The following is a 24,124-nucleotide window of genomic DNA, read 5'->3' on the forward strand; positions in this document are numbered from 1 at the left end:
CCGCACTTCGCCCGCCGCGTATGCCCGCCCGCGCTCAGCCGATCGGACTCCACTTGCCGTCGCGGTGCAGCGCGCGGTAATCGCGCGGCGCCATCCCGACCATCGCCTTGAACTGGCGCGCGAACGCGCTCTGGTCGGTGAAGCCGCAGGCCAGCCCGACCTCGGCGATGCTGGCGTCGCCGCACAGCTCGCGCATCGCCGCCTCGATCCGCAGCCGGGTCAGGCTCTGCTGCGGGGTGAGCTGGAACACGCGCTGGAAATGCCGCTCCAGCTGCGCCACCGACAGGTCCGCCAGCCGCGCCAGCGCGGCGATGCGCAGCGGCCCGGCGTAGTGCGCCTGCATGTGCTCCAGCACCCGCCGCAGCCGTTCGTAGGTGGGATCGCGCCCGTCCGGCGCACCGAGATCGCGCGACAGCCCGACCAGGCCGTGGCCGCCGCCGGGCAGCGCCAGCGGCCGCTTGCCGGTGAGGCACCAGCCCGGGCGGCGGTTCGGATACAGGTGCACTTCCAGCTGGTTCTCGATCGTGCCGCCGTCGAGCACGCGCCGGTCCTGCTGGGCGTAGCGCGCGGCCAGCCGCGCCGGGAACACTTCGGCGACGTCGCGGCCGATCACCTCCTCGCGCCGCTTCAGTCCGAGCCGCCGCACCAGGGTCAGGTTGGCGTGGGTGTAGCGGCCGGCTTCGTCCTTGACGAAGAACACCACGTCGGCGAGCGCGTCGCACAGGGTCTGCATCAGTTCGGCGTCGATCCGCACCGGATCGGGCTGGAGCGCGGGCAGGGCGGTGGCCATGGCGGAGGCGGCGGACAGGCAGCGGAGACCCTGCCGATTATGCCGGCAACCGCACCGGCCATTGTGCCGAATTCCGCATCGGCGCCCGGCAAGCCCGTCTAGACCCCCGGGCGCATGGAGCGCGAGCATGAGCGGATGCACAGCCTCGACATCATCGACTCGCACACCGGCGGCGAACCCACCCGCGTGGTGGTCGCCGGCTTCCCCGACCTCGGCGGCGGCAGCCTCGCCGAACAGCGCCTGCGCTTCGGCCAGCAGTACGACGGCTGGCGCAGCGCCGTCGCCTGCGAGCCGCGCGGCTCCGACACCGTGGTCGGCGCGCTGTTGCTGCCGCCGCAGTCGCCCGGCGCCTGCGCCGGCACGATCTTCTTCAACAACGTCGGCACCCTGGGCATGTGCGGCCACGGCACCATCGGCCTGGTGCGCACGCTGCAGTTCCTCGGCCGCATCCAGCCCGGCGATCACCGCATCGACACGCCGGTCGGCACGGTCGGCGCGCGCCTGCACGAAGACGGCCGGGTGTCGGTCGACAACGTCGAAAGCTGGCGCCACGCCGCGCAGGTGGCGTTGGAGGTGCCCGGCTACGGTGGCGTCGTCGGCGACGTCGCCTGGGGCGGCAACTGGTTCTTCATCGTCAAGGTCGCGCGGACCATCGCGCTGGCCCGCGTGCGCGAGCTGAGCGCGTTCGCCGAGGCGATCCGCGCCGCGCTGGAGGCGGCCGGCGTGACCGGCGCCGACGGCGCGCAGATCGACCACATCGAACTGGAAACCGCCTCGGCCACGCCCGGCATCGACGGCCGCAACTTCGTGCTGTGCCCGGGCCTGGCCTACGACCGCTCGCCGTGCGGCACCGGCACCAGCGCCAAGCTCGCCTGCCTGGCCGCCGACGGCAAGCTCGCGCCGGGTGCGCTGTGGCGCCAGGAAAGCGTGCTCGGCAGCGTGTTCGAAGGCTCCTACCGCCGCGGCGAGCGCGGCGTGCATCCGACCATCACCGGCAGCGCCCACATCACCGCGCGCGCGCAGTTGCTGATCGACGAGGCCGATCCTTTCGCCTGGGGCATCGGCGCGCGCTGAGCGCGCCGCGCCGCTGCCATGGCCCGCTACGACCTCATCGTCCTGGGCGCCGGCATCGTCGGCGCGGCCTGCGCCGAGCGCGCGGCGGCGCAGGGCCTGCGCGTGGCGGTGGTCGAGCCCGGCCCGGTCGGCGGCGGCGCGACCGCGGCGGCGATGGGGCACCTGGTGGCGATGGACGACGACCCGGCCGAACTGGCGCTGTCGCATCTGTCGCTGCAGTTGTGGGAGCGCTTCGCCGAATCGCCGCTGGCCGAATTCAGCCGCTGCGGCACCTTGTGGGTGGCGCGCGAGGCGCGCGAGCTGGAGGGCGTCGCGGCCAAGGTCGCGCGCCTGGCCGCGGCCGGCGTGCACGCGCGGCGGATCGAGGCCGACGAGTTGTACGCGCTGGAGCCGCATCTCGTCCCCGGCCTGTGCGGCGGCATGTTGGTGGCGCGCGAGGCGGTGGTGTATCCGCCGCGCGTGGCCCAGCACCTGTTGCAACTGGCGCGCGAAGGCGGCGCGCAGGCCTACCTCGGCCGCCGTGCGGTCGAGTTGACCGCGCAGGGCGCGCGCCTGGACGACTGGACCGAACTCAGCGGGCCGGTGCTGGTCGCCACCGGCTGCGCGCTGCCGCAATTGCTGCCGCAACTGCCGATGCGCGCGCGCAAGGGCCATCTGGTCATCACCGAGCGCTACCCCGGCCGCATCCGCCATCAACTGCTGGAACTGGGCTACGCCGACAGCGCCCACGGCGACGCCGACAGTAGCGTCGCCTTCAACGTGCAGCCGCGCCCGACCGGGCAGATCCTGATCGGCTCATCGCGCGAGTTCGGTTGCGAGGACCGTGCGGTCTCGCCGCCGATGCTGCAACGCATGCTCGAACGCGCCTTCGCCTTCGTGCCGATGCTGCGCGAGCTGCAGGCGCTGCGGGTGTGGACCGGGTTCCGCCCGTGCACGCCGGACGGGCGCCCCTACATCGGCGCGTTGCCTTCGCGGCCGGATACCTGGGTCGCCGCCGGCCACGAAGGCCTCGGCGTGACCACCGCGCTGGGCACGGCGCAACTGCTGGTCGAACAACTGCTCGGCCGCGCGCCGTCCATCGACCCGGCGCCGTACGCGCCGGCGCGGATGCTGCGATGAGCGCCGCGACGGTCCGCCTCGACATCGACGGCGTCGCGGTCGAGGTGCCCGCCGGCGCCAGCGTCGCCGCCGCGGTGGCGCTGGCTGCGCCGCACTTCCGCCGTTCGCGCCTGGGCCAGCCGCGCGCGCCGCTGTGCGGCATGGGCGTGTGCTTCGAATGCCGGGTGCGCATCGACGGCGTCGCCCACCAGCGTTCGTGCCTGGTGCCGGCGCGCGAAGGCATGCAGGTGGCCTGCGATGACTGAGCGCTGCGACGTGCTGGTGGTGGGCGCCGGCCCGGCCGGGCTGGCGGCGGCGCAGGCGGCGGCCGCGCACGGCGCGCAGGTCGCGCTGGTCGACATGCAGGCCAGCGCCGGCGGACAGGTGTGGCGGCGCGACGTGCGCCGGCCCGCGCCCGATCCGGCGCGCGAGCGCCTCGACGCGCTGCGCGCCGGCGGACGCGTGCGTTGGCTCGGGCAGGCGCAGGTGGTCGCGGCCGAGCCCGGACAGGTGTTGATCGAACAAGCCGGCACCGCCATCGAATTGGATTACGCCGCCTTGGTGCTGGCCACCGGCGCGCGCGAACTGCTGCTGCCGTTCCCGGGCTGGACCCTGCCCGGCGTCACCGGAGCGGGCGGCCTGCAGGCGTTGGTCAAGCAGGGCTGGCCGATCGCCGGTCGGCGCGTGCTGGTCGCCGGCAGCGGCCCGCTGCTGTTGGCCGCGGCCGCCACCGCGCGCCGCCACGGCGCGCGCGTGGTCGCGATCTGCGAACAGGCGCCGGCCGCGCAGCTGCACGCGTTCGCGCGGCGGCTGTGGCGCTGGCCGGGCAAGCTGGCCCAGGCCGCGGCGTTGCGCGCGCGCCTGGCCGGCGCGCCTTACCGCGCCGGCGCCTGGGTCGTGGCCGCGCACGGCGACGGCCGCGTGGCCGACGTCGAGTTGAACGACGGCCAGCGCATCGCGGTCGATCATCTCGCCGTCGGCTACGGGCTGGTGCCGAACCTGGAACTGGCGCAGCGCCTGGGCTGCGAGCTGCACACGCACGACGCGCAGGCCTGGGTGAAGGTCGATGCGCTGCTGCGCACCAGCGTCGCCACGGTGTTCGCCGCCGGCGAAGCCTGCGGCATCGGCGGGCGCGACTGCGCGCTGGTCGAAGGCGCGATGGCCGGCCACGCCGCCGCCGGCGCGCCCGAAGCCGCGCGCGCGCTGGCGCCGCAGCGCGAGCGGGCGCGCGCGTTCGCGGCGTTGCTGCCGGCGTATTTCGGATTGAATCCGCAAGTGCTGGCCGCGGCGACGGCGGACGTGCTGGTCTGCCGCTGCGAGGACGTGCGCCTGGGCGAACTCGACGCCCATGCCGACTGGCGCGCGGCCAAGCTCGCCACCCGCTGCGGCATGGGCAGCTGCCAGGGCCGCATCTGCGGCGCCGCGCTGGCGCAGTTGCGCGGGCCGGCGTTCGCGCCCTCGCTGTCCGCCGCGGGCCCGCGTCCGCCCGTTTTCCCCGTGCGCCTGGCGGCCCTGGCCGCGCACGGCGCGCACACGCACGACCCGCCGTCGCCGACGGCGTCCGCACCGATCACGCACTCAGCCCCACAAGGAACCGTTCCATGAGCACTGCTTCCATCTGGCGCGGCGTCATTCCCGCCATCACCACGCCCTTCCACGCCGACGGCGCGATCGACCACGACTTCCTCGCCCGCCACGCGCGCGAGCTGATCGACGCCGGCTGCACCGGCATCGTCCCGCTGGGTTCGCTCGGCGAAGCGGCGACGCTGAGCTTCGACGACAAGCTGGCGATCCTGCGCACCCTGGTCGGCGCGCTCGACGGCCGCGCGCCGGTGATTCCGGGCATCGCCGCGCTGTCCACCGCCGAGGCCGTGCGCCTGGCCCAGGAAGCCAAGCGGATCGGCTGCGCCGGCCTGATGGTGCTGCCGCCGTACGTGTACTCGACCGACTGGCGCGAGATGAAGGCGCACGTGGCCGCGGTGATCGCCGCCACCGACCTGCCGTGCATGATCTACAACAACCCGGTCGCCTATAAGACCGACTTCTCGCCCGAGCAGATCGCCGAACTCGCCGGCGAATTCGCCAACGTGCAGGCGGTAAAGGAATCCTCCGCCGACGTGCGCCGCTTCGCCGCGCTGCGCGCGTTGCTCGGCGAGCGGCTGGAGCTGCTGGTCGGCATGGACGACGCCATCGTCGAAGGCGTGGCGATGGGCGCGACCGGCTGGATCGCGGGCCTGGTCAATGCCTATCCGAAGGAATCGGTGCGCTTGTTCGAGCTGGCCCGCGACGGCGGCGCGCCGGCTGCGGCGGCGCTGTACGCGTGGTTCCTGCCGTTGCTGCGGCTCGACACCGTGCCCAAGTTCGTGCAGCTCATCAAACTGGTGCAGGCCCAGGTCGGCATGGGCGCAGAGCACGTTCGCGCGCCGCGCCTGCCGGTGACCGGCGCCGAGCGCGAGGCGGCGCTGGCGGTGATCGAACGCGCCCAGGCGCAGCGACCGGAGCTGTGACGATGAGCGCGCGCGAACCGGTGTTGGTGGGTGGGCGCTGGCAGCCGTCGCTGGACGCGGCCGGCGAATTCCGCGCTTTCGACCCGACCCGCGCGGTCGAGGTCGGCCCGGCGTTCCCGATCTCTGGCGCGCAGGACGCGCGCGCTGCGTTGGCGTCCGCGTGCGCGGCCGCCGAGGAACTGGCCGCATGCGCGCCCGCGCGCATCGCGGCGTTCCTCGACGCCTACGCCGCGGCGATCGAGGCCGATGCCGAGGCCTTGGTCGAACTGGCGCACCTGGAAACCGCGCTGCCGGCGCGGCCGCGCCTGGCCGAAGTCGAGTTGCCGCGCGCCAGCGGCCAACTGCGCCAGGCCGCGCGCGCGGCGCGCGAGCGCAGCTGGACCCAGCCGATCATCGACACCGCCGCCGGCCTGCGCTCGCACCTGGCGCCGCTGCGCAAGCCGGTGCTGGTGTTCGGGCCGAACAATTTCCCGTTCGCGTTCAATGCGGTGGCCGGCAGCGATTTCGCCTCGGCCATCGCCGCGCGCAACCCGGTGATCGCCAAGGTCCATCCCTCGCATCCGGGCACCAGCCAGCGGCTGGCGCAGCTGGCGCATCGCGCGCTGCTGGATGCCGGCCTGCCGGCGCAGTCGCTGCAGGTGCTGTACCACCTGGATCCGGCGCTGGGCCTGGAACTGGCCGGCGACGCGCGCCTGGGCGCGCTGGCGTTCACCGGCAGCCGCAGCGCCGGGCTCGCGCTCAAGGCCGCGGCCGATGCGGCCGGCGTGCCGGCCTACCTGGAGCTGTCGAGCGTCAACCCGGTGTTCCTGCTCGAAGGCGCGCTGCGCGAGCGCGGCGACGCGTTGGCGCAGGAGTTCTTCGCCTCGTGCACGCTCGGCGTCGGCCAGTTCTGCACCAACCCCGGCGTGGTGGTGGTACCGCGCGGCGAGGCTGGCGATCGTTTCGTCGCGGCCGCGGCGGCGCGTTTCGATGCGGCGCCGGCGGGCACGATGTTCTCGCAAGGCGTGCTCGATCACCTGCGCGCCGGCGTGGCCGGCTGGCGCGACGCCGGCGCGCAGCCGCTCGGCGGCGGCGCGGCGGCCGACGGTGAAGGCTACCGGGTGCGGCCGGCGCTGCTCGGCGCCGACGCGGCCGCCTTCGTCGCCGATCGGCGCCTGCAGGCCGAGGCGTTCGGCCCGGCCAGCCTGGTGGTGCGGGTGGACGGCATCGACGAAGCGCTGCAGGTGGCCGCGGCGCTGGAAGGCAATCTCACCGGCACCATCTACGGCGGCGACAGCGCCGCGGACGACGACGACTGGCGTCGTCTCGCCGGCGCGCTGCGCCCGCGCGTGGGCCGGCTGATCGATGGGCGCATGCCCACCGGCGTCGCGGTCAGCGCGGCGATGAACCACGGCGGCCCGTACCCGAGCACCGGCCATCCGGGCTTCACCGCGGTCGGCATGCCCAGCGCGATCCGCCGCTTCGCCGCGCTGCATTGCTACGACCACGTGCGCCAGGACGCGTTGCCCGACGAGTTGCGCGACCGCAATCCCGGCGGGCTGTCGCGCTGGATCGACGGCGGCTGGACCCTGGACGACATCGCGACCAAGACCGGCGGAGCTACGGCATGAACGCAGCGGTGCAGATCGGCGGACTCACCCTGGAGCGCGCGCGCGCGCAGCTCGCGCCGTGGGCGCAACGCGCGCCGGCGATCGACGCGGACGAGTACCAGCAGCGGCTCGAACGCGCCCGCGGGTCGATGCGCGCGCACGGCTTCGACGCGCTGCTGATCGGCGCCGGCGCGTCGCTGCGCTATTTCGCCGGCGTGCCCTGGGGCGCGAGCGAGCGGCTGGTGGCGCTGCTGCTGACCCTCGACGGCGATCCGCTGCTGGTGTGCCCGGCGTTCGAGGCCGGCTCGCTCTCGCACGTGCTCAAGGTGCCGGCGCAGGCGCGGTTCTGGGAGGAGCACGAGGACCCGCACGCGCTGGTGGCGGCGGCCCTGCGCGAGCGGGGCGCGCGCCGGCTGGCGCTGGACCCCGGCGCCGCGTTCGCGGTCTTCACCGGCCTGCGCGCGGCCGCGCCGCAGCTCGAACTCGGCGACGCCGCGGCGATCGTCGACGGTTGCCGCGCGCGCAAGTCGCCGGCGGAGCTGGCGCTGATGCAGCAGGCCACGGCGATGACCCTGCAGGTGCACCGCCTCGCCGCAGGGCTGGCCGAGGAAGGCGTATCCACCGCGACCCTGCGCCGCTTCATCGACGAAGCGCACCGCGCGCTCGGCGCCGACAACGGCTCCACTTTCTGCATCGTCCAGTTCGGCCGCGCCACCGCATTCCCGCACGGCATCCCCGGCGAACAGCAACTGCGCGAAGGCGAGCTGGTGCTGATCGACACCGGCTGCGCGGTGCAAGGCTACAACTCCGACATCACCCGCACCTACATCTGCGGCCGCGCCGACGACGACCAGCGGCGCATCTGGGACCTGGAGCACGCGGCCCAGCGCGCCGCGTTCGAGGCGGTGCGTCCCGGCGTCAGCGGCGAAGCGGTCGACGACGCGGCGCGCGCGGTGCTGCAGCGCGGTGGGTTGGGGCCGGACTATCGTTTGCCGGGCCTGCCGCACCGCACCGGCCACGGCTGCGGGCTGAGCGTGCACGAGGCGCCGTACCTGGTGCGCGGCAACCGGGTCGGGCTGGAGGCCGGCAACTGCTGCTCGAACGAACCGATGATCGTGGTGCCGGAGCGGTTCGGGGTGCGGCTGGAGGATCATTTCTTCGTGACCGAAGACGCGGCGCACTGGTTCACCGAGCCGTCGGTGGCGATCGACCGGCCGTTCGCGGATTGATTCGCATGCGAGGTGAGATGCGCCGGGGTTGAGGTCGCGCGGTCGCGGCTCGCGCCGCTCCTACAGTCGGATACGAAACCGACCCAAGCCCCTGTAGGAGCGGCGCAAGCCGCGACCGCGAATCCGCAGCCACGGCGCCACCCGCCAACGCGCGGCAACCGTCCTGCACCGAACTGCGTATCTGCGCGGCCGATCAAGCTTTGCGCCTGCGACCGTGCATTGCGGCACTGGCCGCGGCCGTGCGATCCGCGCTTCGCTGTGGGCCGCGCCGTCGCGGGGGCCTGCGCCCCTTGCGCGCGGCGTTCCCTGAACACGCCGTCCAAGGAGGTTCGCATGTTCCGCGCAATCCGCATTGGCTTGTCTCGTTTCGCCGCCGCGCCCAGGCGTGTGCTGGCCGCCGCGCTGTTGTCGCCGGCGCTGTCGCTGCTCGTCGCCGCGCCCGCGCTGGCGGCGCCGCCGCAAACGCCCGCAGCGGCGCCGGCCGCCGCGCCCAAGCGCTTCGACCTGCCGCCGACCACCGGGCCGTACAAGGTCGGCACCTTCACCCTGCACATCGTCGACCGCGCGCGCACCGACCGCTTCGTCGGTGGGCCGCGCGAGTACATGGTCACGGTGAGTTATCCGATCGCGCCGCACGCGCGCGGCCCGCGCGCGCCGTGGCTGGAACCGGCGATGGTGCCGGAATGGAGCGCCACCGCCGCCGGCTACGGCATCGCGCCGGAGGCGGTGGACTGGGCCGGCGCGCGCCGGCCGGCGATCCAGGGCGCGCCGTTGCTGCGCCATCCGCGCGGCTGGCCGGTGGTGCTGTTCTCGCCGGGCCTGCAGTATTTCCGCGAACTCTACAGCGCGCTGACCGACGACCTGGCCAGCCACGGCTACGTGGTCGCGTCGATGACCCACACCCACGAAGCCTTCTACACCGCGTTCCCGGGCGGGCGCGTGGTGCGCGGCCAGGACCTGGTGGAAACGGTGGAATCGACCCAGATGTGGCTCGACACGCGGGTCGGCGATTCGCGCCATCTGCTCGATGCGCTGGCGTTGTCGAACCGCGGTTTCTATCCCGGCGCCGGACACGGCCGGCTGCCGCCGGGCTGGCGCGGCGGGCTGGACTTGGCGCGGGTCGGTTTCCTCGGCCATTCCTACGGCGGCACCACCGCGGCCGAGACGATGTTCTTCGACCGCCGCTTCGACGCCGGCCTGGACTACGACGGCCGCCTGTCCACCACCTACGGCCCGCCGCAGGACCTGCCCTACGGCCCGACCCTGGCCGCGCGCTTCGGCCTGGACCGGCCGTTCCTGCTGGTCGGCGCCGGCGTGCACAGCCATCTGGATTCCCATGATCCTTCGTGGCCGCAGTTCTGGGCCAGCCAGCGCGGCTGGAAGCGCGAGGTCAACGTCGCCCGCGGCGAGCATTTCACCTTCAGCGATTTCACCGCGGTGCTGCCGGCGCTCGGCGATGCGGTGCCGCCCGGCTTCGGCGTCGCGGTCTACGGCAGCTTGCCCCCGGCCCAGGCCGTGGCGGCGACGCGCGAGCACACCCGCGCGTTCTTCGACCTGCATCTGAAGGGCCGGCCGACGCGCTTGTTCGACCGCGGCAGCCCGGCGTATCCGGAGTTCCGCCCGGTGCCCTGAAAACAGCCGACAGCGCAAAGACGCGAGGAGCGAGCCGGTCGGGCTTGGCTCGCTTCTCGCTGCGCCGGGCTGTTTTCTAGCCCTAAAGGCATATCCGCGGGCACGGCGATTCCCGCATCATGGGCGAATCCGTAGCCGCAGGGTCCCGCGATGCCTTCGATCCGTTCCGTTTCCGTGCGCGCGCCGCTGGCCGCGTTGTCCGTGGCCGTGCTGATGGCGCTCGCTCCCGCGTCTGCGTTGGCGGCCGAAGCCGCGCCCGCCGCCGACAAGGCCGCCAGCACGGCCGCCGACAGCGCCGCGGCGCGGTTCCAGGCGTTGTACACGCGCGAATGGAAATGGCGCCAGGCGCAGTTCGCCGGCGGCGACGACGAGGACGGCCCGCAGGGCCAGCCGGCCGCGCGCCTGCCCAAGGTCGATCCGGCCACCCAGGCCGAGCGCGAGCGCTACTGGGCGCAGGTGCTCAAGGAACTCGACGCCATCGACGCGCGCCAGCTCGAAGGCGAGGACCCGGTCAACCTGGAGGTGTTCCGCCAGCAGGTCCAGAGCCTGCTCGCCAACCAGCGCGTGCGCCAGTACGAGATGCCGTTCAACAGCGACAGCGCGTTCTGGACCAACCTGGGCTTCACCGCGCGCCGTTCGTTCCGCGACGTCGACGGCTACGAGCGCTACCTCGGCCAGCTGCGCGATATCCCGCGCTACTTCGACGAGCAGATCGCCAACATGCGCGCCGGGCTCAAGCGCGGTTTCAGCGTGCCGCGGGTGACGCTGGCCGGACGCGACGTGTCGATCAAGGAAGTCGTCGACGCCAAGCTCGAGGACAACCTGCTCTACACCCCGTTCAAGAAGATGCCGGCCAACATCCCCGCCGCCGAACAGGCGCGCCTGCGCGCGGAAGCGGCCAAGGTCATCGACGCTTCGGTGTTGCCGGCCTACCGCACGCTGCTGAAGTTCATGCAGGACGAGTACATGCGGCAGGCGCGCACCACCCTGGCCGCGGAGAAGATGCCCGGCGGCCAGGACTATTACCGCGCCAAGATCCGCGAATTCACCACGCTCGACCTGACTCCGCAGCAGATCCATGAGATCGGCGTGCAGGAAGTGGCGAAGATCCGCGCGCAGATGGAGCAGACCATCGTCAAGACCGGGTTCAAGGGCACGTTCCCGGAATTCCTGCATTACCTGCGCACCGATCCCAAGTTCTATCCCAAGAGCGGCGACGAGCTGCTGATGCGCGCCTCGTGGCTGGCCAAGCGCGTGGACGGCGAGATCGGCAACTACATCGGCCTGCTGCCGCGCCAGCGGTTCGCGATCAAGCCGGTGCCGCCGGATCTGGCGCCGTTCTACACCGCCGGCCGCGGTGGCCGCGACGTCTATCTGGTCAACACCTACGACCTGCCTTCGCGCCCGCTGTTCAACCTGCCGGCGCTGACCCTGCACGAATCCGCGCCGGGCCATTCGCTGCAGATGTCGCTGGCGGCCGAGCACGAGGGCCTGCCGGACTTCCGCCGCTATACCTACATCTCGGCCTACGGCGAGGGCTGGGCGCTGTACACCGAGAAACTCGGCATCGAGATGGGCATGTACGACACGCCCTACGACTACTTCGGCTACTTGACCTACCAGATGTGGCGCGCCAGCCGCCTGGTCGTGGACACCGGCGTGCACCACCTGGGCTGGACCCGCGAGCAGTCGCTGGCGTTCCTGCGCGACAACACCGCGCTGAGCGAGCACGAGATCGAGACCGAAGTCGACCGCTACATCGGCTGGCCGGGGCAGGCGCTGTCGTACTACCTGGGCCAGATGAGCATCGAGCGCTCGCGCGCCAAGGCCGAGCAGGCGCTGGGCGCGGACTTCGACATCCGCGCCTTCCACGACGCGGTGCTGGCGCTGGGCTCGGTGCCGCTGCCGGTGCTGGAGCGGCGGGTGGACCGGTTCATCGAGGAGAGCCGGGCCAAGGCGGCGGAGATGAAGGCGAAGAAGGCGGCGAAGAAAGCGGCGGAAGAAAAAGCGGGCTGAGCCGCTGCGCTGGATCGCGTGCGGCGGCAGTTGCTGTCGCCGCCGGGAAGTGAGGACGCGCCGGTGTCGCGCTCTTCGCAGCCGTCATTTGTCGCGTTCCTTCCTACCGTCGTTCCCGCGAACGCGAGAATCCAGGGCTTTACCGTGACATGACTCTGAAGTCTCCGGATTCCCGCTTTCGCGGGAATGACGGTAGGAGAGTTGCGCGGTATGTCGTCTGAGTCGTGCTCGCGTTGCGGACGCTTTACTCCGAAGCCGGCGCCGGCAACCCCCACTGCTTCCACACCGCCCGATACTGCGCCTGCGGCAACAGCACGAACACCGGCCGCGCCTGCGGCCGCAGCCACGCCAGCAGTTCGTCCATCGCCGCGTCGTTCATCGCGGTGCAGCCCGCGGTCGGTTCGCCCGGCGCGCGCCACAGGTGGGCGAAGATGCAGCTGCCGGCGCCGGGCGTGTGCGCCGGGTTGTGGGCGATGACGAAGCCCAGGCGGTAGCGCGGATCGCCGTCGGCGTGCAGGTCGCGGCGCATCGGTTCGGTCGAGCCCTCGACCGCCCGCTCGCCGACCCGGCGCGCATCGACGATGCGGTCGTACAGCGGCGAGGCGGGCACGTCGATGCAGTAGTGGCTGGCGCTCATCGGCGCATACGGCAGCGCGGTCTGCGCGCTCTCGGCGTAGCCGAACGCGGTGCCGACGGCGAACATGCCGGCCGGCGCGCGGCCGTCGCCTTCGCGCTTGAGCGGGCCGCCGTCGTCGGGCGCGGCGCGCAGGCCGCGGCCCCAGGCGGCGCCGTTGCGGCCGATGCTGACTGCGACCGGCTCGCCGACCGCGAGCCACTGGCCGCCTTCGAACAGATAACGTTGCAGGCGGCCCTGCGGCGCGTTCCAGTCGGCGGTGGTGACCAGCACCAGCTGCGGCTGCGCGGCGCCGTCCCCGGCGCGGTCGGCGCGGGTGCTGGCGCAGCCGGCGAGGGTCATGGCGGCGGCGAAGAGCAAGGCGGGGACGTAGCGGGACATGGCGGATTGGTTCCTGGACAGTGGTGCGGCGCAGTCGCGTTGCTCGCTGTAGGAGCGGCGCGAGCCGCGACCGCGACATAGCACCCGCGGCGCAACGTTCGTCGCAAGCGAGGTGTCGCGGTCGCGGCTCGCGCCGCTCCTACAGGGAGATCGCGCCGCGTCGCGGTCGGTGCGGTGTGGGGATCGCGCGGCATCGCGAACGATCCGGCTCAGATGTCGAGCATGTCCTGCACCCGCTCGGCCTGGCGGTCGAGCTGGCGCAGGCGGTCCTGGCCGCGTTCGCACAGCAGCACGAAGATCAGGTCGAGCAGGTGCTGCAGCGCGCTGTGGTACAGCAGCGGCTCGACGTGCGCGCGCTCGTCGTGTGCCGACACCAGCAGCGCGTGGTCGGCGTGCGCGCGCAGCGGGTTGGGCGTATGCCGGGTGGCCGAAACGACTTTGCCGCCGCTCCCGGCGAAGCTGCGCGCCAGGTGACACAGCGAGGTCAGCTTGCCCTGCTCGGACAGCACCAGCAGCACGTCGCCGGCGCCGGCGTTGGCGGTGCTGGCGGCCATCAGCACCGGATCGAAATGGTGGATGCTGAGGATGCCGATCATGGTCAGCTTCATCGACAGCGCGCGCGCCGGCACCCCGTCCTCGCCCAGGCCGATCACGTAGACCCGGCGCGCGTGCTGGATCAGCTCGGCGATGGCTTCGATGCGTTCGGGCGGATTGATCAGCCGGGTCTCTTCCTCGGCGCGCGCCTTGCCGTGCCACAGGCGTTCGGCCAGGGCCTGGTTGGGATCGGCCGGCGCGGCCTGGGCGCCGGCGCCGTCGTCGTGGCGGTCGCCGCGCGCGATCGCCTCGCCGATGGAGTACTTCAGGTCCGGATAGCCCTTGAATCCGAGCTTCTGGCTGAACTTGACCACGCTGGACTGGCTGATCCCGAGCGCGTTGGCCAACTGCTGCGAGGAGTAGTCGCGCAGCAGGTGCGCGTTCTCCAGCAGGTAGTCGGCGATGCGGCGTTCGATCGCCGACATCTGGTCGCGTTCTGAGCGGATCTTGAGCAGGGGCGACATCGGCAGGGGTCCGGTCCCGGGCGCGGCGGTGGCTACAGCCTAGCCGGCTTCGCGCCGGCGCGCAGGTCAGGCGGCGGCCAGCGTCTCCAGGCCGCGGATCTCGCGGATGCCCAGGCCCGGCGCATCGGTGACGGTGATCTCGGACTCGTTGAAGATCACCCCGCCGTCGACCGGGTTGAACGCGCACAGCGAGGGGCCGTCGAGGTCGACCTTGGTGATCACGTTGGACTTGGCCACCGCCAGGTGCACCGCCGCGGCGACCGAGATCGAGGTCTCGATCATGCAGCCGATCATGCATTCGACCCCGTACATGGCGGCGATGTCGGCGATCTGGATCGCCTTGGACAGGCCGCCGGTCTTCATCAGCTTGATGTTGATGATGTCGGCCGCGCGCATGCGGATCAGGTCGATCACCTCGACCGGGCCGAACACGCTTTCGTCGGCCATGATCGGGGTGTGGACGCGGTCGGTGACGTACTTGAGGCCTTCCAGGTCCTGCGCCTTGACCGGTTGCTCGACCAGTTCCAGCCGCACCCCGGCGTCTTCCAGCGTCTGCAGCGCGTACACCGCCTGCTTGGCGGTCCAGCCCTGGTTGGCGTCCAGGCGCAGCAGGGCGCGGCCCTCGACCGCGGCGTAGATCGCCTTGACCCGCTCGATGTCGACGCCGATGTCCTTGCCGACCTTGATCTTCAGCGATTCGAAGCCGCGGTCGACCGCGGCGATCGAGTCGGCGACCATCTTCTCGATGTAGTCCACCGAGATGGTCAGGTCGGTGGTGATGACCGGGTCGCCGCCGCCGAGCATCTTGTACAGCGGCGCGCCGTAGAGCTGGCCGAACAGGTCGTAGACCGCGATCTCGACCGCCGCCTTGGCGCTGGAGTTCTTCTCGATCGCGCCCTGGATCAGGCCGGTGATGCGGTTGAGGTTGGCGATCTCCTGGCCGATCAGGCGCGGCGAGATGAACTTGCGGATCGCCTCGACGATGGAACCGTGGGTGTCGCCGGTGATCGGCGCGGTCGCCGGCGCCTCGCCGTAGCCGACGTGGCCGGTGTCGGTGTGGATGGTGACGACGATGTCCTCGACCGTGTCGACCGTGCGCAGCGCGGTCTTGAACGGGGTCTTGAGCGGAACCCGCAGCATGCCGAATCGGATGTCGGTGATCTTCATGTGTCGATGGTGTCGTGGGGTGCGTCGTGTTCGGGTGACTGGGGAGGGGCGGCGCCGGGAGCGCGGGCTTATGTGGGAGGGCCTTCAGGTCCGACGCTTTTGTTCCGGATCGCCGCGACCTGAGACAAGAGCATCGGGCCTGAAGGTCCTCCCACAGAAACCAGCAGCTTCGGGCGCCGGCTCATGGACGAATACGTTGAATGCTGGTGATGCGGTCCACCGTCGGCTGTTCCTTGTTGAACAGCAACGGCACCAGCGGCGTCACCGAGACGCCGTTGAGGTGGACCCGGGCGAGATCGCCGGTGCGGTCGCGGAAGGTGATGCCGGTGGTGTCGTGGATCACGTACGGCCAGCCGTCCTCGTGCCCGACCACCATCATCACGTGGCCGGGGATGTAGATCAGGTCGCCGACTTCCAGGGTCTTGACGATCTTCAGCCGCTCGTCGTGGCCGAGCGTCTCGTCCAGATCGATGCGGTTGTAGGCCGGGCTGACCGCTTGGTCGCGGGTGTTGCGCGGCAGCTGCACGCCGAAGCTGCGGTAGATCTCCGAGACGAAGCCGCTGCAGTCGCGGGTGTTGTACGAATGGCCCCAGCCGTAGCGCTCGCCGAAGAACTTGAAGCCCTGGCGGACCAGGTTGGCGCGGGTCAGCGGCAGGTAATCCGCCGCGGTGTCGGCGGTGCGCGGCAGCAGCGCCGGCGAGAACTTCAGGCTGCCGTCGCCGTCGCGATACGGCAGCTCGATCACGTGCGAGGCGTAGTGGTGCTGGCCGTTGACCGGTTGGTCCGCCGGCCAGTCGGCGAGCAGCGGCACGCGCACGCCCATCTCCAGTTGCACGTCGGAGACGCCGGGCCGCTCGGGCGTGTGCACGGTGCGCGCGGTCGCGCCGGTGACGACCAGGTACGGCGTCTTGCGGGTGTAGGCGAACACCGCCGGCTTGTCGCCGAGCGCGATGCGGCCCTTCTCGACCCAGGCCGCGTACAGCGGGCTGACCACGAACCAATACTTGCCGTCGCGGCTTTCGTGCACCACCGCCACCGGCGTGCCCGGGAACAACGCGCTTTCCTGGAAGCGGTCGATGTCGGTATCGCCGCGCGAATTGAATACGCGCGTGCGGGTGGGAAAGGTGCGCAGGTCGGCGCGGCGCACCACCAGGCCGTAGCGGGTGGGCTGCTGCGCCGGGATCGCGTCGAGGGCGAGTTCGGCGTCGAAGCCGCGCAGCATGGCGGCCGATACGCCCTCGCCGCGTTCGTCGAACAGCGGTTCGTCGCGCGCCTGCGAGATCGCCTCGATCCACTCGCGCACGCGCTCGCGCGGCAGCGTCGCCGGCAACCGTTCGATGTCGTGCACGGAGGCGTCGAGTTCGGCCAGGCGCGCGTTCTGGCGGGCGATGGCGCGGCCGTCGAGGATCACCGCGTCGGGCTTGCGCTGCTGGCGGATCCAGTAGTCGGCGTTCAATTGCCCCTCCTCGATGCCGATCACGCCGGTCGCCGGCACGCCGCGGTCGCGGCCGGCGGCGGACGCGGCGGTCGCGCCCTGCGCGCACAGTGCGCCCGACAGCAGCGCCGATGCTGCGATGCAGCGCGCGAGTGCGCGAAGGCGGGTGGGGCGTCGGCGGCTCGGGGCGGTACCCATCGCGTCAGGCTCCGGCGGGCGCGCGCGGTCGGCGGGCGCCGTCACAGGGCGATGCCGGGCCTCCGGCACCGATGCCGGGCGCGCCGCGGCGCGTCCGGGGTCGAACCGGAGAATACATGCTTCCTAACGAAAATAGATACGGAATAATTTATTGACCACCTTTCTTACTCATGTTACACAGCCATGAACCGATGGCCCCGCGTGGGTGACACAGGTATGGATCCCGTGACTGACCTGCTGTTTATCGCTCCCCGCGCGAGGGCCATCGTCTCTCCCGCCGGACGCTGGCGCACGCGCGCGCTGGCGTTCGGCTTGATCTTCGCTTTGCCGGCGCTGGTGCTGGGTTTGCGCGTGTCGGTCGGCCCCGCGCAGGCGCAGGCGCGCGCGGCCGACGAGGCCGCGGCGCGCGAACTGGCGGCGATCGTCGGCCTGATCGACGCCGGCCGTTTCAATGATGCGCGCGCGCGAATCGATGCCGCAGCGCAACAGCCGGGCATCGACGCGCGCGAACGCGCGGCGCTGGAATTCCAGCGCGAGCGCATGCGCCGCATCCGCCTGGACTTCACCCTCGACCGCGCCCAGGCCGAACAGAAAGTCCGCGCGCAGATTCCCGACCTCACCCGCGAAGAGTTCGACGCCTGGGACCGCCAGGGCCTGCTCGAAGCGATGACCATCGACGGCGACACGCGCTACTTCAAGCGCGCGCCGTCGAACCTGTTCCGGCTCAGCGCGCAAGCGTTGGCGCGTCGCCGCGCCGACGCCAAGCCGCTGAGCGCGGGGCCGATGGAAACGCTCAACGCGCACCAGCGCGAAGTGCGCGACGCCGCGCTCGAACGCGGCTACGGCGCGCCGCGGCGGGTGCGCATCGCGCAGTCGTTGACGGTGGCCGCCGACGCGGTGCCGGCCGGCAAGACCGTGCGCGCGTGGCTGCCGTATCCGCGCGAACTGCCGCGCCAGCAGGAAGCGATCCGCTTTCTCGCCAGCGCGCCGGCCGCGCACCGGCTCGCGCCGGCGTCGGCCCTGCAGCGCACGGTCTATCTCGAACAAATCGCGCAGGCCGGCAAGCCGACGAGGTTCGAGGTCGGCTACGAACTCACCGTGTACGGCCAGTACCGCGCGATCGACCCGGACAAAGTCGTGCCGGCGCCGGACAACGCGCAGACCCGGCCGCACCTGGGCGAGCGCGCGCCGCACCTCGTGTTCACCCCGGCGCTGCGCGAGTTCTCGCGCAAGGCCGTGGGCGCGGAGACCAACCCGTACCGCATCGCGCAGAAGCTCTACGCCGCGGTCGACGCGATCCCGTGGGCCGGCGCGCGCGAGTACTCGACGATCTCCAACATCTCCGACTACGCCCTGCGCGCCGGCCACGCCGACTGCGGCCAGCAGACCCTGCTGCTGATGGCGCTGCTGCGCCTCAACGGCATCCCGGCGCGCTGGCAGTCGGGCTGGGTGTTCGGCGACGACGGCTACACCAACATGCACGACTGGGCCTGGATGTACCTGGCCCCGTACGGCTGGCTGCCGGTGGACGTCACCACCGGCCGCTTCGACTCGCCCGATCCGCAACTGGCCGGCTTCTACCTCGGCGGCTTCGACGCGTACCGGGTGGCGTACAACGACGATTACGGCCGCGACTTCGTTCCGGCCAAGCGGTTCGATCGTTCCGAGACCGTGGATTCGCAACGCGGCGAGGTCGAGTGGGAAGGGGGAAATCTCTACTTCGACCAGTGGGACTACGACTACAAAGCGCAGGTGCTGACGACGAAGCAGTGATGCGGCGCGGCACCGCCCACACCAGTTAGGGGAGGAAGTGCGGCAATGAAAGGCAAGAGCTTTCGCAAGTCCGGCGTGTGCGTGGCGATGGGGATCTGCCTCGCATCGATGATGCTGCCGGCGCTGGCGGCCAATACCGACGGTTCGCTGTCCGGCCGCGTCGCCGCCGGCGCCGAGGTCACCGTGCGCAACGCCGATACCGGCTTCACCCGCACGGTCAGGGCCGATGCGCAGGGCAACTACCGCTTCCCGTTCCTGCCGATCGGCACCTACCAGTTGCGGGCCAGCAAGGACGGCCAGGCGGTCGGCGAGACGGTGCGGGTGGTGGTGAGCCTGGGCAACGAATCCAACGTCAGCCTCGGCGGCGCGACCGACCTGGCTGCGGTGCAGGTGATCGGCTCGCGCGTGATCACCCCGGTGGACGTGCGCTCGACCGAGTCGGCCACCAACATCACCCAGGCCGAGCTGGAGCGCGTGCCGATCGCGCGCGACGCGCAGGCGGTGGCGTTGCTGGCGCCGGGCGTGGTCCAGGGCCAGTACGGCGGCGCCTCGTTCGGCGGCTCGTCGGTGTCGGAGAACGCGGTCTACATCAACGGCCTCAACGTCACCGACTTCTACAAGCGGGTCGGCTTCTCCTCGGTGCCGTTCGGCTTCTTCAAGGAGTTCCAGGTCAAGACCGGCGGCTACTCGGTCGAGTTCGGCCGCACCACCGGCGGGGTGATCAACGCGGTGACCCAGTCGGGCACCAACGAGTTCAAGTACGGCGCCGAACTGGTGTGGGAGCCCAAATCGCTGCAGTCCACGGGCGACGACCATTACGACCGCCTGGGCCGGCCCTACCGCATCTCCAGCAAGGACAAGTACGACCGCACCAACCTCAACGTGCATGCGTCCGGGCCGCTGGTGCGCGACAAGCTGTTCTTCTACGCGATGTACGAGTTCCGCGACTACCAGCCGCAGAGCACCAACAACGCCGGCGGCACCTTCTTCGACGGCAAGTCCGACAAGGGCTTCTGGGGCACCAAGCTCGACTGGCAGATCAGCGACCGCCACCTGCTCGAATTCCTGGCCTTCTCCGACAAGAACGAGACCACCACCGACAACTACGACTTCACCACCGGCCGCCGCGGCGTGCGCAGCAACACCCAGTACAGCGAGGTCGGCGGCGTCAACTGGGCGCTGACCTACACCGGCTACCTGACCGAGAACTTCTCGATGAAGGCGCTGTACGGCGAGAACAAGCGCGACCGCATCGCCAGCAGCCTCAACGACCAGGATTGCGATGCGGTCCAGGACCGCCGCGACGGCAGCCTGCCGCAGATCGGCTGCGTGTCTTCGGCCCAGGTCGAGAACGGCGCCGACAAGCGCGAGGCCGCGCGCCTGGACTTCGAGTGGCAGCTCGGCGACCACCTGCTGCGCTTCGGCCTGGACCGCGAAACCAACACGTCCGACAACGAGAGCTTCTACCCGGGGCCGTCGCGCAAGTTCTACCAGATCTATCCGACCGCGCCGGGCACCGAGCTGGAGAACGGCGGCATCGTCCCGGCCGGCGTCGCGGCCTACGTGCGCGCGCGCCAGCAGGAGGTCAGCGGCACCTTCGAGACGATCAACTCGGCCTTTTACCTGGAAGACAACTGGCAGGTCACGCCGAACCTGATGCTCAACGCCGGCGTGCGCGTGGAGAGCTTCGACAACAAGAACGGCGCCGGCAGCACCTACATCAAGATCGACGACATGATCGCCCCGCGCGCGGGGTTCTCGTGGGACTTCCGCGGCGACGGGCGCTCGAAGGTGTTCGGCAACATCGGCCGCTACTACCTGCCGCTGGTCAACCAGATCAACGTCAAGCAGGCCGGCGCCTTCCTCGACGAGCGCACCTACTACGCGCTGCAGGGGCTGGAAGCGTTCGAGCGCAACGGCACCACCTATTACCGGCCGGTCCTCGGCGCGCAGATCGGCCCGATCGACAACAGCCAGGGCGACGGCACCGTCGGCGACCTGCGCAGCGAGGTCGACCGTGACCTCGATCCGGTCTACCAGGACGAGGCGATCCTGGGCTACCAGGCCATGTTCGGCGACACCTGGTCGTGGGGCGTGCGCGGCATCTACCGGCGCCTGCACAACGCCATCGACGACATGAACATCTCGTCCAACGGCATCGTCTGCAACGGCAAGCGCAAGGACATGGGTTATGTGATGGCCAATCCGGGCAAGAACGTCACCCTGTACACCGACACCAACTGCGACGGCGTCAACGACGCTTACGTCACCATCGATACCTCGCGCGCGGGCTGGGCGGTGTACGACGCCAACGGCAAGTACCTGGGCGAGCGCGGTTGGGTCAAGCCCAAGCGCACCTACCGCGCGCTGGAGTTCATGCTCGACCGCGCCTGGGACGACAAGTGGGCCCTCAACGCCTCGTATACCTGGTCCAAGAGCGAGGGCAACGCCGAGGGGCCGTCGAATTCCGACTTCGGCTTCGACAACACCAGCCGCACCGAGTCGTTCGACGATCCGTACGTCAATCTCGACGGCGACGGCGCGCTGCCGAACGACCGCCGCCACCAGATCAAGCTGCGCGGCGCCTATGCGATCGACGATCACTGGACCGTGGGCGCGACCTTGAACGCCCAATCCGGCCGCCCGATCAACGCCTTCGGCATGGGCACGCCGTTCGACCGCCGCATCTACCACAGCTTCTACGTCTGCGTGGACAAGTGCACGCTGCCCTACGACCAGCGCGTGTACCAGCTGCGCGGGCGTGGCGCCGGCGGGCGCACGCCGTGGATCTACGACGTCGGCGCCAGCCTGACCTACCAGAAGTCCTTCGGCGCGGCCGAGCTGCGGGTCAAGCTGGCGGTCTACAACCTGCTCAACCAGCAGCGCGCGCTGGAAGTGGACGACTCCTACGAGACCGGCGTCGGCGTGGCCAACAAGTTCTACGGCCTGGGCACCGGCTACCAGAACCCGCGCTACGCCCAGCTGACCGTATCGGTGGACTTCTGAGCCATGAATCGCGCAGCCCTGTGAAGTCCGACTGACGTGAAACCGCAATTCGTCTCGCGTCCTCCGGCGGCCCCTGCGAAACGGGGCCGCCTTCCGTCTACCTCGACAGGGCCCGTGCCGATGCGCTGCATCGGTTCGCTTTGCGCGGCCCTGTTCTTTTCTTCGCTGCAACCGGCCGTCGCGGCCGACGCGCGCGCCGCCGACCTCGACCGGATCGTCGGGCAGGTGCAGGCGCGCTACCGCCTGCCCGGTCTGGCCGTGGCGGTGGTCGAGAACGGCGAGGTGGTCTACTCGCGCACCGACGGCGAACTAGTCGCCGGCTCCAGCCGCAAGGTCGGCCCGGATACGCTGTTCAAGATCGCCTCCAACACCAAGTCGATGACCACCGCGCTGCTGGCGCGGCTGGTCGACGCCGGCAAGCTGCGCTGGGACGATCCGGTGACGAAGTACCTGCCGGACTTTCGCATGCGCGAGGACTGGGTCACCCGCGAGATGCAGGTGCGCGACCTGCTGATCCACAATTCCGGCCTGCGCGCCGGCGCCGGCGACCTGATGCTGTGGCCCGAGCCGAATCGCTTCAGCCGCCAGGACGTGATCCACGGCCTGCGCTACCTCAAGCCGGTGCACAGCTTCCGCTCGCGCTACGACTACGACAACCTGCTGTATATCGTCGCCGGCGAAGTCGCCGCGGCCGCGGGCGGGGCGCCTTACGAAGATCTGCTGCGGCGCGAGGTGTTCGCGCCGCTCGGCATGGACGGCTGCCGGGTCGGCGGCTTCGCCCGTCGCGATGCGGCGCCGCTGGCGCAGCCGCACGCGCGGCGCGACGGCCGCTACGTGCCGGTGCGCGAAGACGGCGAGACCATCGCCGCCGCCGCGATGGACCCGGCCGGCGGCGTGCGCTGCGGCCTGGACGACATGACCCGCTGGCTGCGCGCCTGGCTCGATCCGGCCGCGCCCGCGCGCGACGGCCGGCCGTGGCTGTCGGCGCAGCAGCGCGGCGAGCTGTGGCGCGCGCAGATGCCGATGACCCCGTCGCGGCGCCAGCGCGAATGGTCGGGCACCCGTTTCGCCGCCTACGGCTACGGCTGGCGGCTGAGCGATTTCGACGGCGAGTTCAAGGTCGCCCACACCGGCACCCTGATGGGCATGTACTCGCTGACCGCGCTGCTGCCCGAGCGCAAGGCCGGCTTCGTGGTGCTGATCAACGGCGACGCCGGCGACGCGCGCAGCGTGTTCGACCAGGTGCTGACCCAGCGCTACACGCAGCCGCACGGCCGCGCGCCGCGCAGCGAGCGCGGCGTGGCTTGGTACGCCGACGCGATCGAACGCGAGGCGGCCGCGCCGGCCGCCAGCCGCGCGCCCGACACTTCGCGCCGCCGGCCGGTGGCGCCGGCCGAACTGCGCGGGCGCCTGGGCGTCTACCGCGATCCGTGGTTCGGCGAGGTCGGGCTGTGCGCGCGCGGCGGGGAAGTGGAATTCGCCTCGCGAAAGTCGCCGCTGATGACCGGTAAGATCGTCCGGGTCGGGCCGCGGCTGCTGGTCGACTGGGACGCGGAGGAAGTCGACGCCGAGGCCTGGATCGATTTCGCCGCCGCGGCCGAGCCAGCCGCCTTCAGCATGAGCAAGCTCGATCCGGATGCCGATTTCAGCTACGACTATGAAGACCTGGCGTTCGCGCGCGTCGGCGATTGCGGTTGAGGCCTGCGCGCTGCTGGTGCTGATCGGCTGCGTCGCCGCGGTGCGTTCGCAGCAGACCCAGCCCGCGCCGGCGCCGCCGCCCGCATCGGCCGCGGCCGCGCCGGTGGCGGCGGTCGCGCCGACCATCTCCACCGCCCAGGACGCCGCGGCGGCGGGCATGGTCGAGATCCGCAGCCTGGTGCCCGACATCGACCTGGAGATCCGCTACGCCGGCAGCGACAACTTCGTCGGCCGCCCGGTCGCCGGCTACCTCGGCGCCGGCTGCTACCTGCACCGGCCGGTGGCGCAGGCGCTGGCCCGGGTCGAGCGCGGGTTGCGCGCGCAGGGCCTGCGCCTGCGCATCTACGACTGCTACCGCCCGGTGCGCGCGGTGCGCGACTTCGTCGCCTGGGCCGCCGATCCCGACGACCAGAAGACCAAGCCGCGCTACTACCCCGCGCTGGCCAAGAGCCGGCTGCTCGGCGACTACATCTCGCCGACCTCGGGCCACAGCCGCGGCGCGACCCTGGACCTGACCTTGCTCGAACGCAGCGGCGAAGGCTACGCGCCGCTGGACATGGGCACCGGCTTCGATTTCTTCGACGAACTCGCCCACACCGACGCGCCCGGCGCGAGCCTGGCCCAGCGCGGCCATCGCCAGCGCCTGCGCGCGGCGATGCAGGCCGAGGGTTTCGAGAACTATCCGCTGGAATGGTGGCACTACACCTTCAAGCAGGAGCCGACGCCGGGGGTGGCGTTCGATTTTCCGGTGAAGTGAGCGGGGCCGGCAAAGAAGGCAACGCCGGCGACGAGGGAGCGGGAGGCCGGGAAAAGGCCGCGAATGGGGGCCTTGGCCTCCG

General features: G+C 71.3%; 18 protein-coding genes. 13 read left to right on the plus strand and 5 right to left on the minus strand.

All coding sequences use genetic code 11. From position 1 onward, the window contains the following. Window positions 1-34: 34 nt before the first annotated feature. Window positions 35-733, minus strand: coding sequence for an AraC family transcriptional regulator (locus BLV01_RS20615; RefSeq protein ID WP_091804632.1), 699 nt, complete (start codon window positions 731-733; stop codon window positions 35-37). A 192-nt stretch (window positions 734-925) separates the two neighbouring features. Here BLV01_RS20615 and BLV01_RS20620 point away from each other — a divergent pair, with 192 nt between their 5' ends. From BLV01_RS20620 to BLV01_RS20660, 9 genes are all read left to right on the plus strand, one after another. Beyond that, entirely contained in the window at window positions 926-1,864 is a 939-nt protein-coding gene (locus tag BLV01_RS20620; protein WP_091804635.1) for a 4-hydroxyproline epimerase, read from the plus strand. A gap of 18 nt (window positions 1,865-1,882) precedes the next feature. Then, window positions 1,883-2,983 carry an NAD(P)/FAD-dependent oxidoreductase gene (locus BLV01_RS20625; protein ID WP_091804501.1) on the plus strand — a complete coding sequence of 367 codons (1,101 nt, stop codon included), beginning with the start codon at window positions 1,883-1,885 and terminating at the stop codon, window positions 2,981-2,983. Beyond that, window positions 2,980-3,228: a 2Fe-2S iron-sulfur cluster-binding protein gene (locus tag BLV01_RS20630; protein WP_091804504.1), complete on the plus strand. Its 249-nt coding sequence runs from the start codon at window positions 2,980-2,982 to the stop codon at window positions 3,226-3,228. The genes BLV01_RS20625 and BLV01_RS20630 overlap by 4 nt, the downstream gene beginning before the upstream one ends. Continuing rightward, window positions 3,221-4,567, plus strand: coding sequence for an FAD-dependent oxidoreductase (locus BLV01_RS20635; RefSeq protein WP_091804507.1), 1,347 nt, complete (start codon window positions 3,221-3,223; stop codon window positions 4,565-4,567). Before BLV01_RS20630 ends, BLV01_RS20635 begins: the two co-directional genes overlap by 8 nt. Continuing rightward, window positions 4,564-5,469 (plus strand): dihydrodipicolinate synthase family protein, encoded by a 906-nt coding sequence (locus BLV01_RS20640; RefSeq protein ID WP_091804510.1) that lies wholly within the window; start codon window positions 4,564-4,566, stop codon window positions 5,467-5,469. The genes BLV01_RS20635 and BLV01_RS20640 overlap by 4 nt, the downstream gene beginning before the upstream one ends. A 2-nt stretch (window positions 5,470-5,471) precedes the next feature. Next, the gene (locus BLV01_RS20645; RefSeq protein WP_091804513.1) at window positions 5,472-7,079 is read left to right on the plus strand and encodes an aldehyde dehydrogenase family protein; all 1,608 of its coding nucleotides are present in this window, start codon (window positions 5,472-5,474) and stop codon (window positions 7,077-7,079) included. Continuing rightward, window positions 7,076-8,287 (plus strand): M24 family metallopeptidase, encoded by a 1,212-nt coding sequence (locus BLV01_RS20650; protein ID WP_091804516.1) that lies wholly within the window; start codon window positions 7,076-7,078, stop codon window positions 8,285-8,287. Before BLV01_RS20645 ends, BLV01_RS20650 begins: the two co-directional genes overlap by 4 nt. 333 nt (window positions 8,288-8,620) lie before the next feature. Then, entirely contained in the window at window positions 8,621-9,919 is a 1,299-nt protein-coding gene (locus BLV01_RS20655; RefSeq protein WP_091804519.1) for an alpha/beta hydrolase family protein, read from the plus strand. A 213-nt stretch (window positions 9,920-10,132) separates the two neighbouring features. Then, complete coding sequence (locus tag BLV01_RS20660; protein WP_254782711.1) at window positions 10,133-11,935, plus strand: DUF885 domain-containing protein; 1,803 nt, start codon at window positions 10,133-10,135, stop codon at window positions 11,933-11,935. A 244-nt stretch (window positions 11,936-12,179) separates the two neighbouring features. Here the strand turns inward: BLV01_RS20660 and BLV01_RS20665 are convergent, their stop codons facing one another. The 4 genes from BLV01_RS20665 to BLV01_RS20680 form a co-directional block, all read right to left on the minus strand. Further along, complete coding sequence (locus BLV01_RS20665; RefSeq protein ID WP_091804523.1) at window positions 12,180-12,950, minus strand: L,D-transpeptidase family protein; 771 nt, start codon at window positions 12,948-12,950, stop codon at window positions 12,180-12,182. 209 nt (window positions 12,951-13,159) lie between these two features. Further along, entirely contained in the window at window positions 13,160-14,008 is an 849-nt protein-coding gene (locus tag BLV01_RS20670; RefSeq protein WP_091804526.1) for a MurR/RpiR family transcriptional regulator, read from the minus strand. A 66-nt stretch (window positions 14,009-14,074) separates the two neighbouring features. Next, window positions 14,075-15,175, minus strand: a complete 1,101-nt coding sequence (locus BLV01_RS20675; protein ID WP_057949172.1) for a dipeptide epimerase — start codon at window positions 15,173-15,175, stop codon at window positions 14,075-14,077. A 181-nt stretch (window positions 15,176-15,356) separates the two neighbouring features. Beyond that, the gene (locus BLV01_RS20680) at window positions 15,357-16,808 is read right to left on the minus strand and encodes a C40 family peptidase (protein WP_091804638.1); all 1,452 of its coding nucleotides are present in this window, start codon (window positions 16,806-16,808) and stop codon (window positions 15,357-15,359) included. A 429-nt stretch (window positions 16,809-17,237) separates the two neighbouring features. Between BLV01_RS20680 and BLV01_RS20685 the strand changes: the two genes are divergently transcribed. The 4 genes from BLV01_RS20685 to BLV01_RS20700 all read left to right on the plus strand — a co-directional run bounded on the left by BLV01_RS20685 (window position 17,238) and on the right by BLV01_RS20700 (window position 24,042). Then, window positions 17,238-18,581 carry a transglutaminase-like domain-containing protein gene (locus BLV01_RS20685; protein WP_254782712.1) on the plus strand — a complete coding sequence of 448 codons (1,344 nt, stop codon included), beginning with the start codon at window positions 17,238-17,240 and terminating at the stop codon, window positions 18,579-18,581. A 45-nt stretch (window positions 18,582-18,626) separates the two neighbouring features. After that, a complete protein-coding gene (locus BLV01_RS20690) occupies window positions 18,627-21,587 on the plus strand; it encodes a TonB-dependent receptor (RefSeq protein ID WP_091804533.1) in 2,961 nt (986 codons plus the stop codon). 120 nt (window positions 21,588-21,707) lie between these two features. Beyond that, window positions 21,708-23,285: a serine hydrolase domain-containing protein gene (locus BLV01_RS20695; RefSeq protein WP_091804536.1), complete on the plus strand. Its 1,578-nt coding sequence runs from the start codon at window positions 21,708-21,710 to the stop codon at window positions 23,283-23,285. After that, on the plus strand, window positions 23,245-24,042 hold the full coding sequence (locus tag BLV01_RS20700; RefSeq protein ID WP_091804539.1) for a M15 family metallopeptidase: 798 nt from the start codon (window positions 23,245-23,247) through the stop codon (window positions 24,040-24,042). The genes BLV01_RS20695 and BLV01_RS20700 overlap by 41 nt, the downstream gene beginning before the upstream one ends. The last annotated feature ends 82 nt before the right edge of the window (window positions 24,043-24,124 follow it).

Source organism: Lysobacter sp. yr284 (genome assembly GCF_900107375.1).
In the GTDB taxonomy this organism is placed as follows: domain Bacteria; phylum Pseudomonadota; class Gammaproteobacteria; order Xanthomonadales; family Xanthomonadaceae; genus Lysobacter.

Coding starts and splice junctions, on each gene's coding strand:
- BLV01_RS20615 (WP_091804632.1), bottom strand. CDS start 733: ATGCAGACCCTGTGCGACGCGCTCGCCGACGTGGTGTTCTTCGTCAAG.
- BLV01_RS20620 (WP_091804635.1), top strand. CDS start 926: ATGCACAGCCTCGACATCATCGACTCGCACACCGGCGGCGAACCCACC.
- BLV01_RS20625 (WP_091804501.1), top strand. CDS start 1,883: ATGGCCCGCTACGACCTCATCGTCCTGGGCGCCGGCATCGTCGGCGCG.
- BLV01_RS20630 (WP_091804504.1), top strand. CDS start 2,980: ATGAGCGCCGCGACGGTCCGCCTCGACATCGACGGCGTCGCGGTCGAG.
- BLV01_RS20635 (WP_091804507.1), top strand. CDS start 3,221: ATGACTGAGCGCTGCGACGTGCTGGTGGTGGGCGCCGGCCCGGCCGGG.
- BLV01_RS20640 (WP_091804510.1), top strand. CDS start 4,564: ATGAGCACTGCTTCCATCTGGCGCGGCGTCATTCCCGCCATCACCACG.
- BLV01_RS20645 (WP_091804513.1), top strand. CDS start 5,472: ATGAGCGCGCGCGAACCGGTGTTGGTGGGTGGGCGCTGGCAGCCGTCG.
- BLV01_RS20650 (WP_091804516.1), top strand. CDS start 7,076: ATGAACGCAGCGGTGCAGATCGGCGGACTCACCCTGGAGCGCGCGCGC.
- BLV01_RS20655 (WP_091804519.1), top strand. CDS start 8,621: ATGTTCCGCGCAATCCGCATTGGCTTGTCTCGTTTCGCCGCCGCGCCC.
- BLV01_RS20660 (WP_254782711.1), top strand. CDS start 10,133: ATGGCGCTCGCTCCCGCGTCTGCGTTGGCGGCCGAAGCCGCGCCCGCC.
- BLV01_RS20665 (WP_091804523.1), bottom strand. CDS start 12,950: ATGTCCCGCTACGTCCCCGCCTTGCTCTTCGCCGCCGCCATGACCCTC.
- BLV01_RS20670 (WP_091804526.1), bottom strand. CDS start 14,008: ATGTCGCCCCTGCTCAAGATCCGCTCAGAACGCGACCAGATGTCGGCG.
- BLV01_RS20675 (WP_057949172.1), bottom strand. CDS start 15,175: ATGAAGATCACCGACATCCGATTCGGCATGCTGCGGGTTCCGCTCAAG.
- BLV01_RS20680 (WP_091804638.1), bottom strand. CDS start 16,808: ATGGGTACCGCCCCGAGCCGCCGACGCCCCACCCGCCTTCGCGCACTC.
- BLV01_RS20690 (WP_091804533.1), top strand. CDS start 18,627: ATGAAAGGCAAGAGCTTTCGCAAGTCCGGCGTGTGCGTGGCGATGGGG.
- BLV01_RS20695 (WP_091804536.1), top strand. CDS start 21,708: ATGCGCTGCATCGGTTCGCTTTGCGCGGCCCTGTTCTTTTCTTCGCTG.
- BLV01_RS20700 (WP_091804539.1), top strand. CDS start 23,245: ATGAAGACCTGGCGTTCGCGCGCGTCGGCGATTGCGGTTGAGGCCTGC.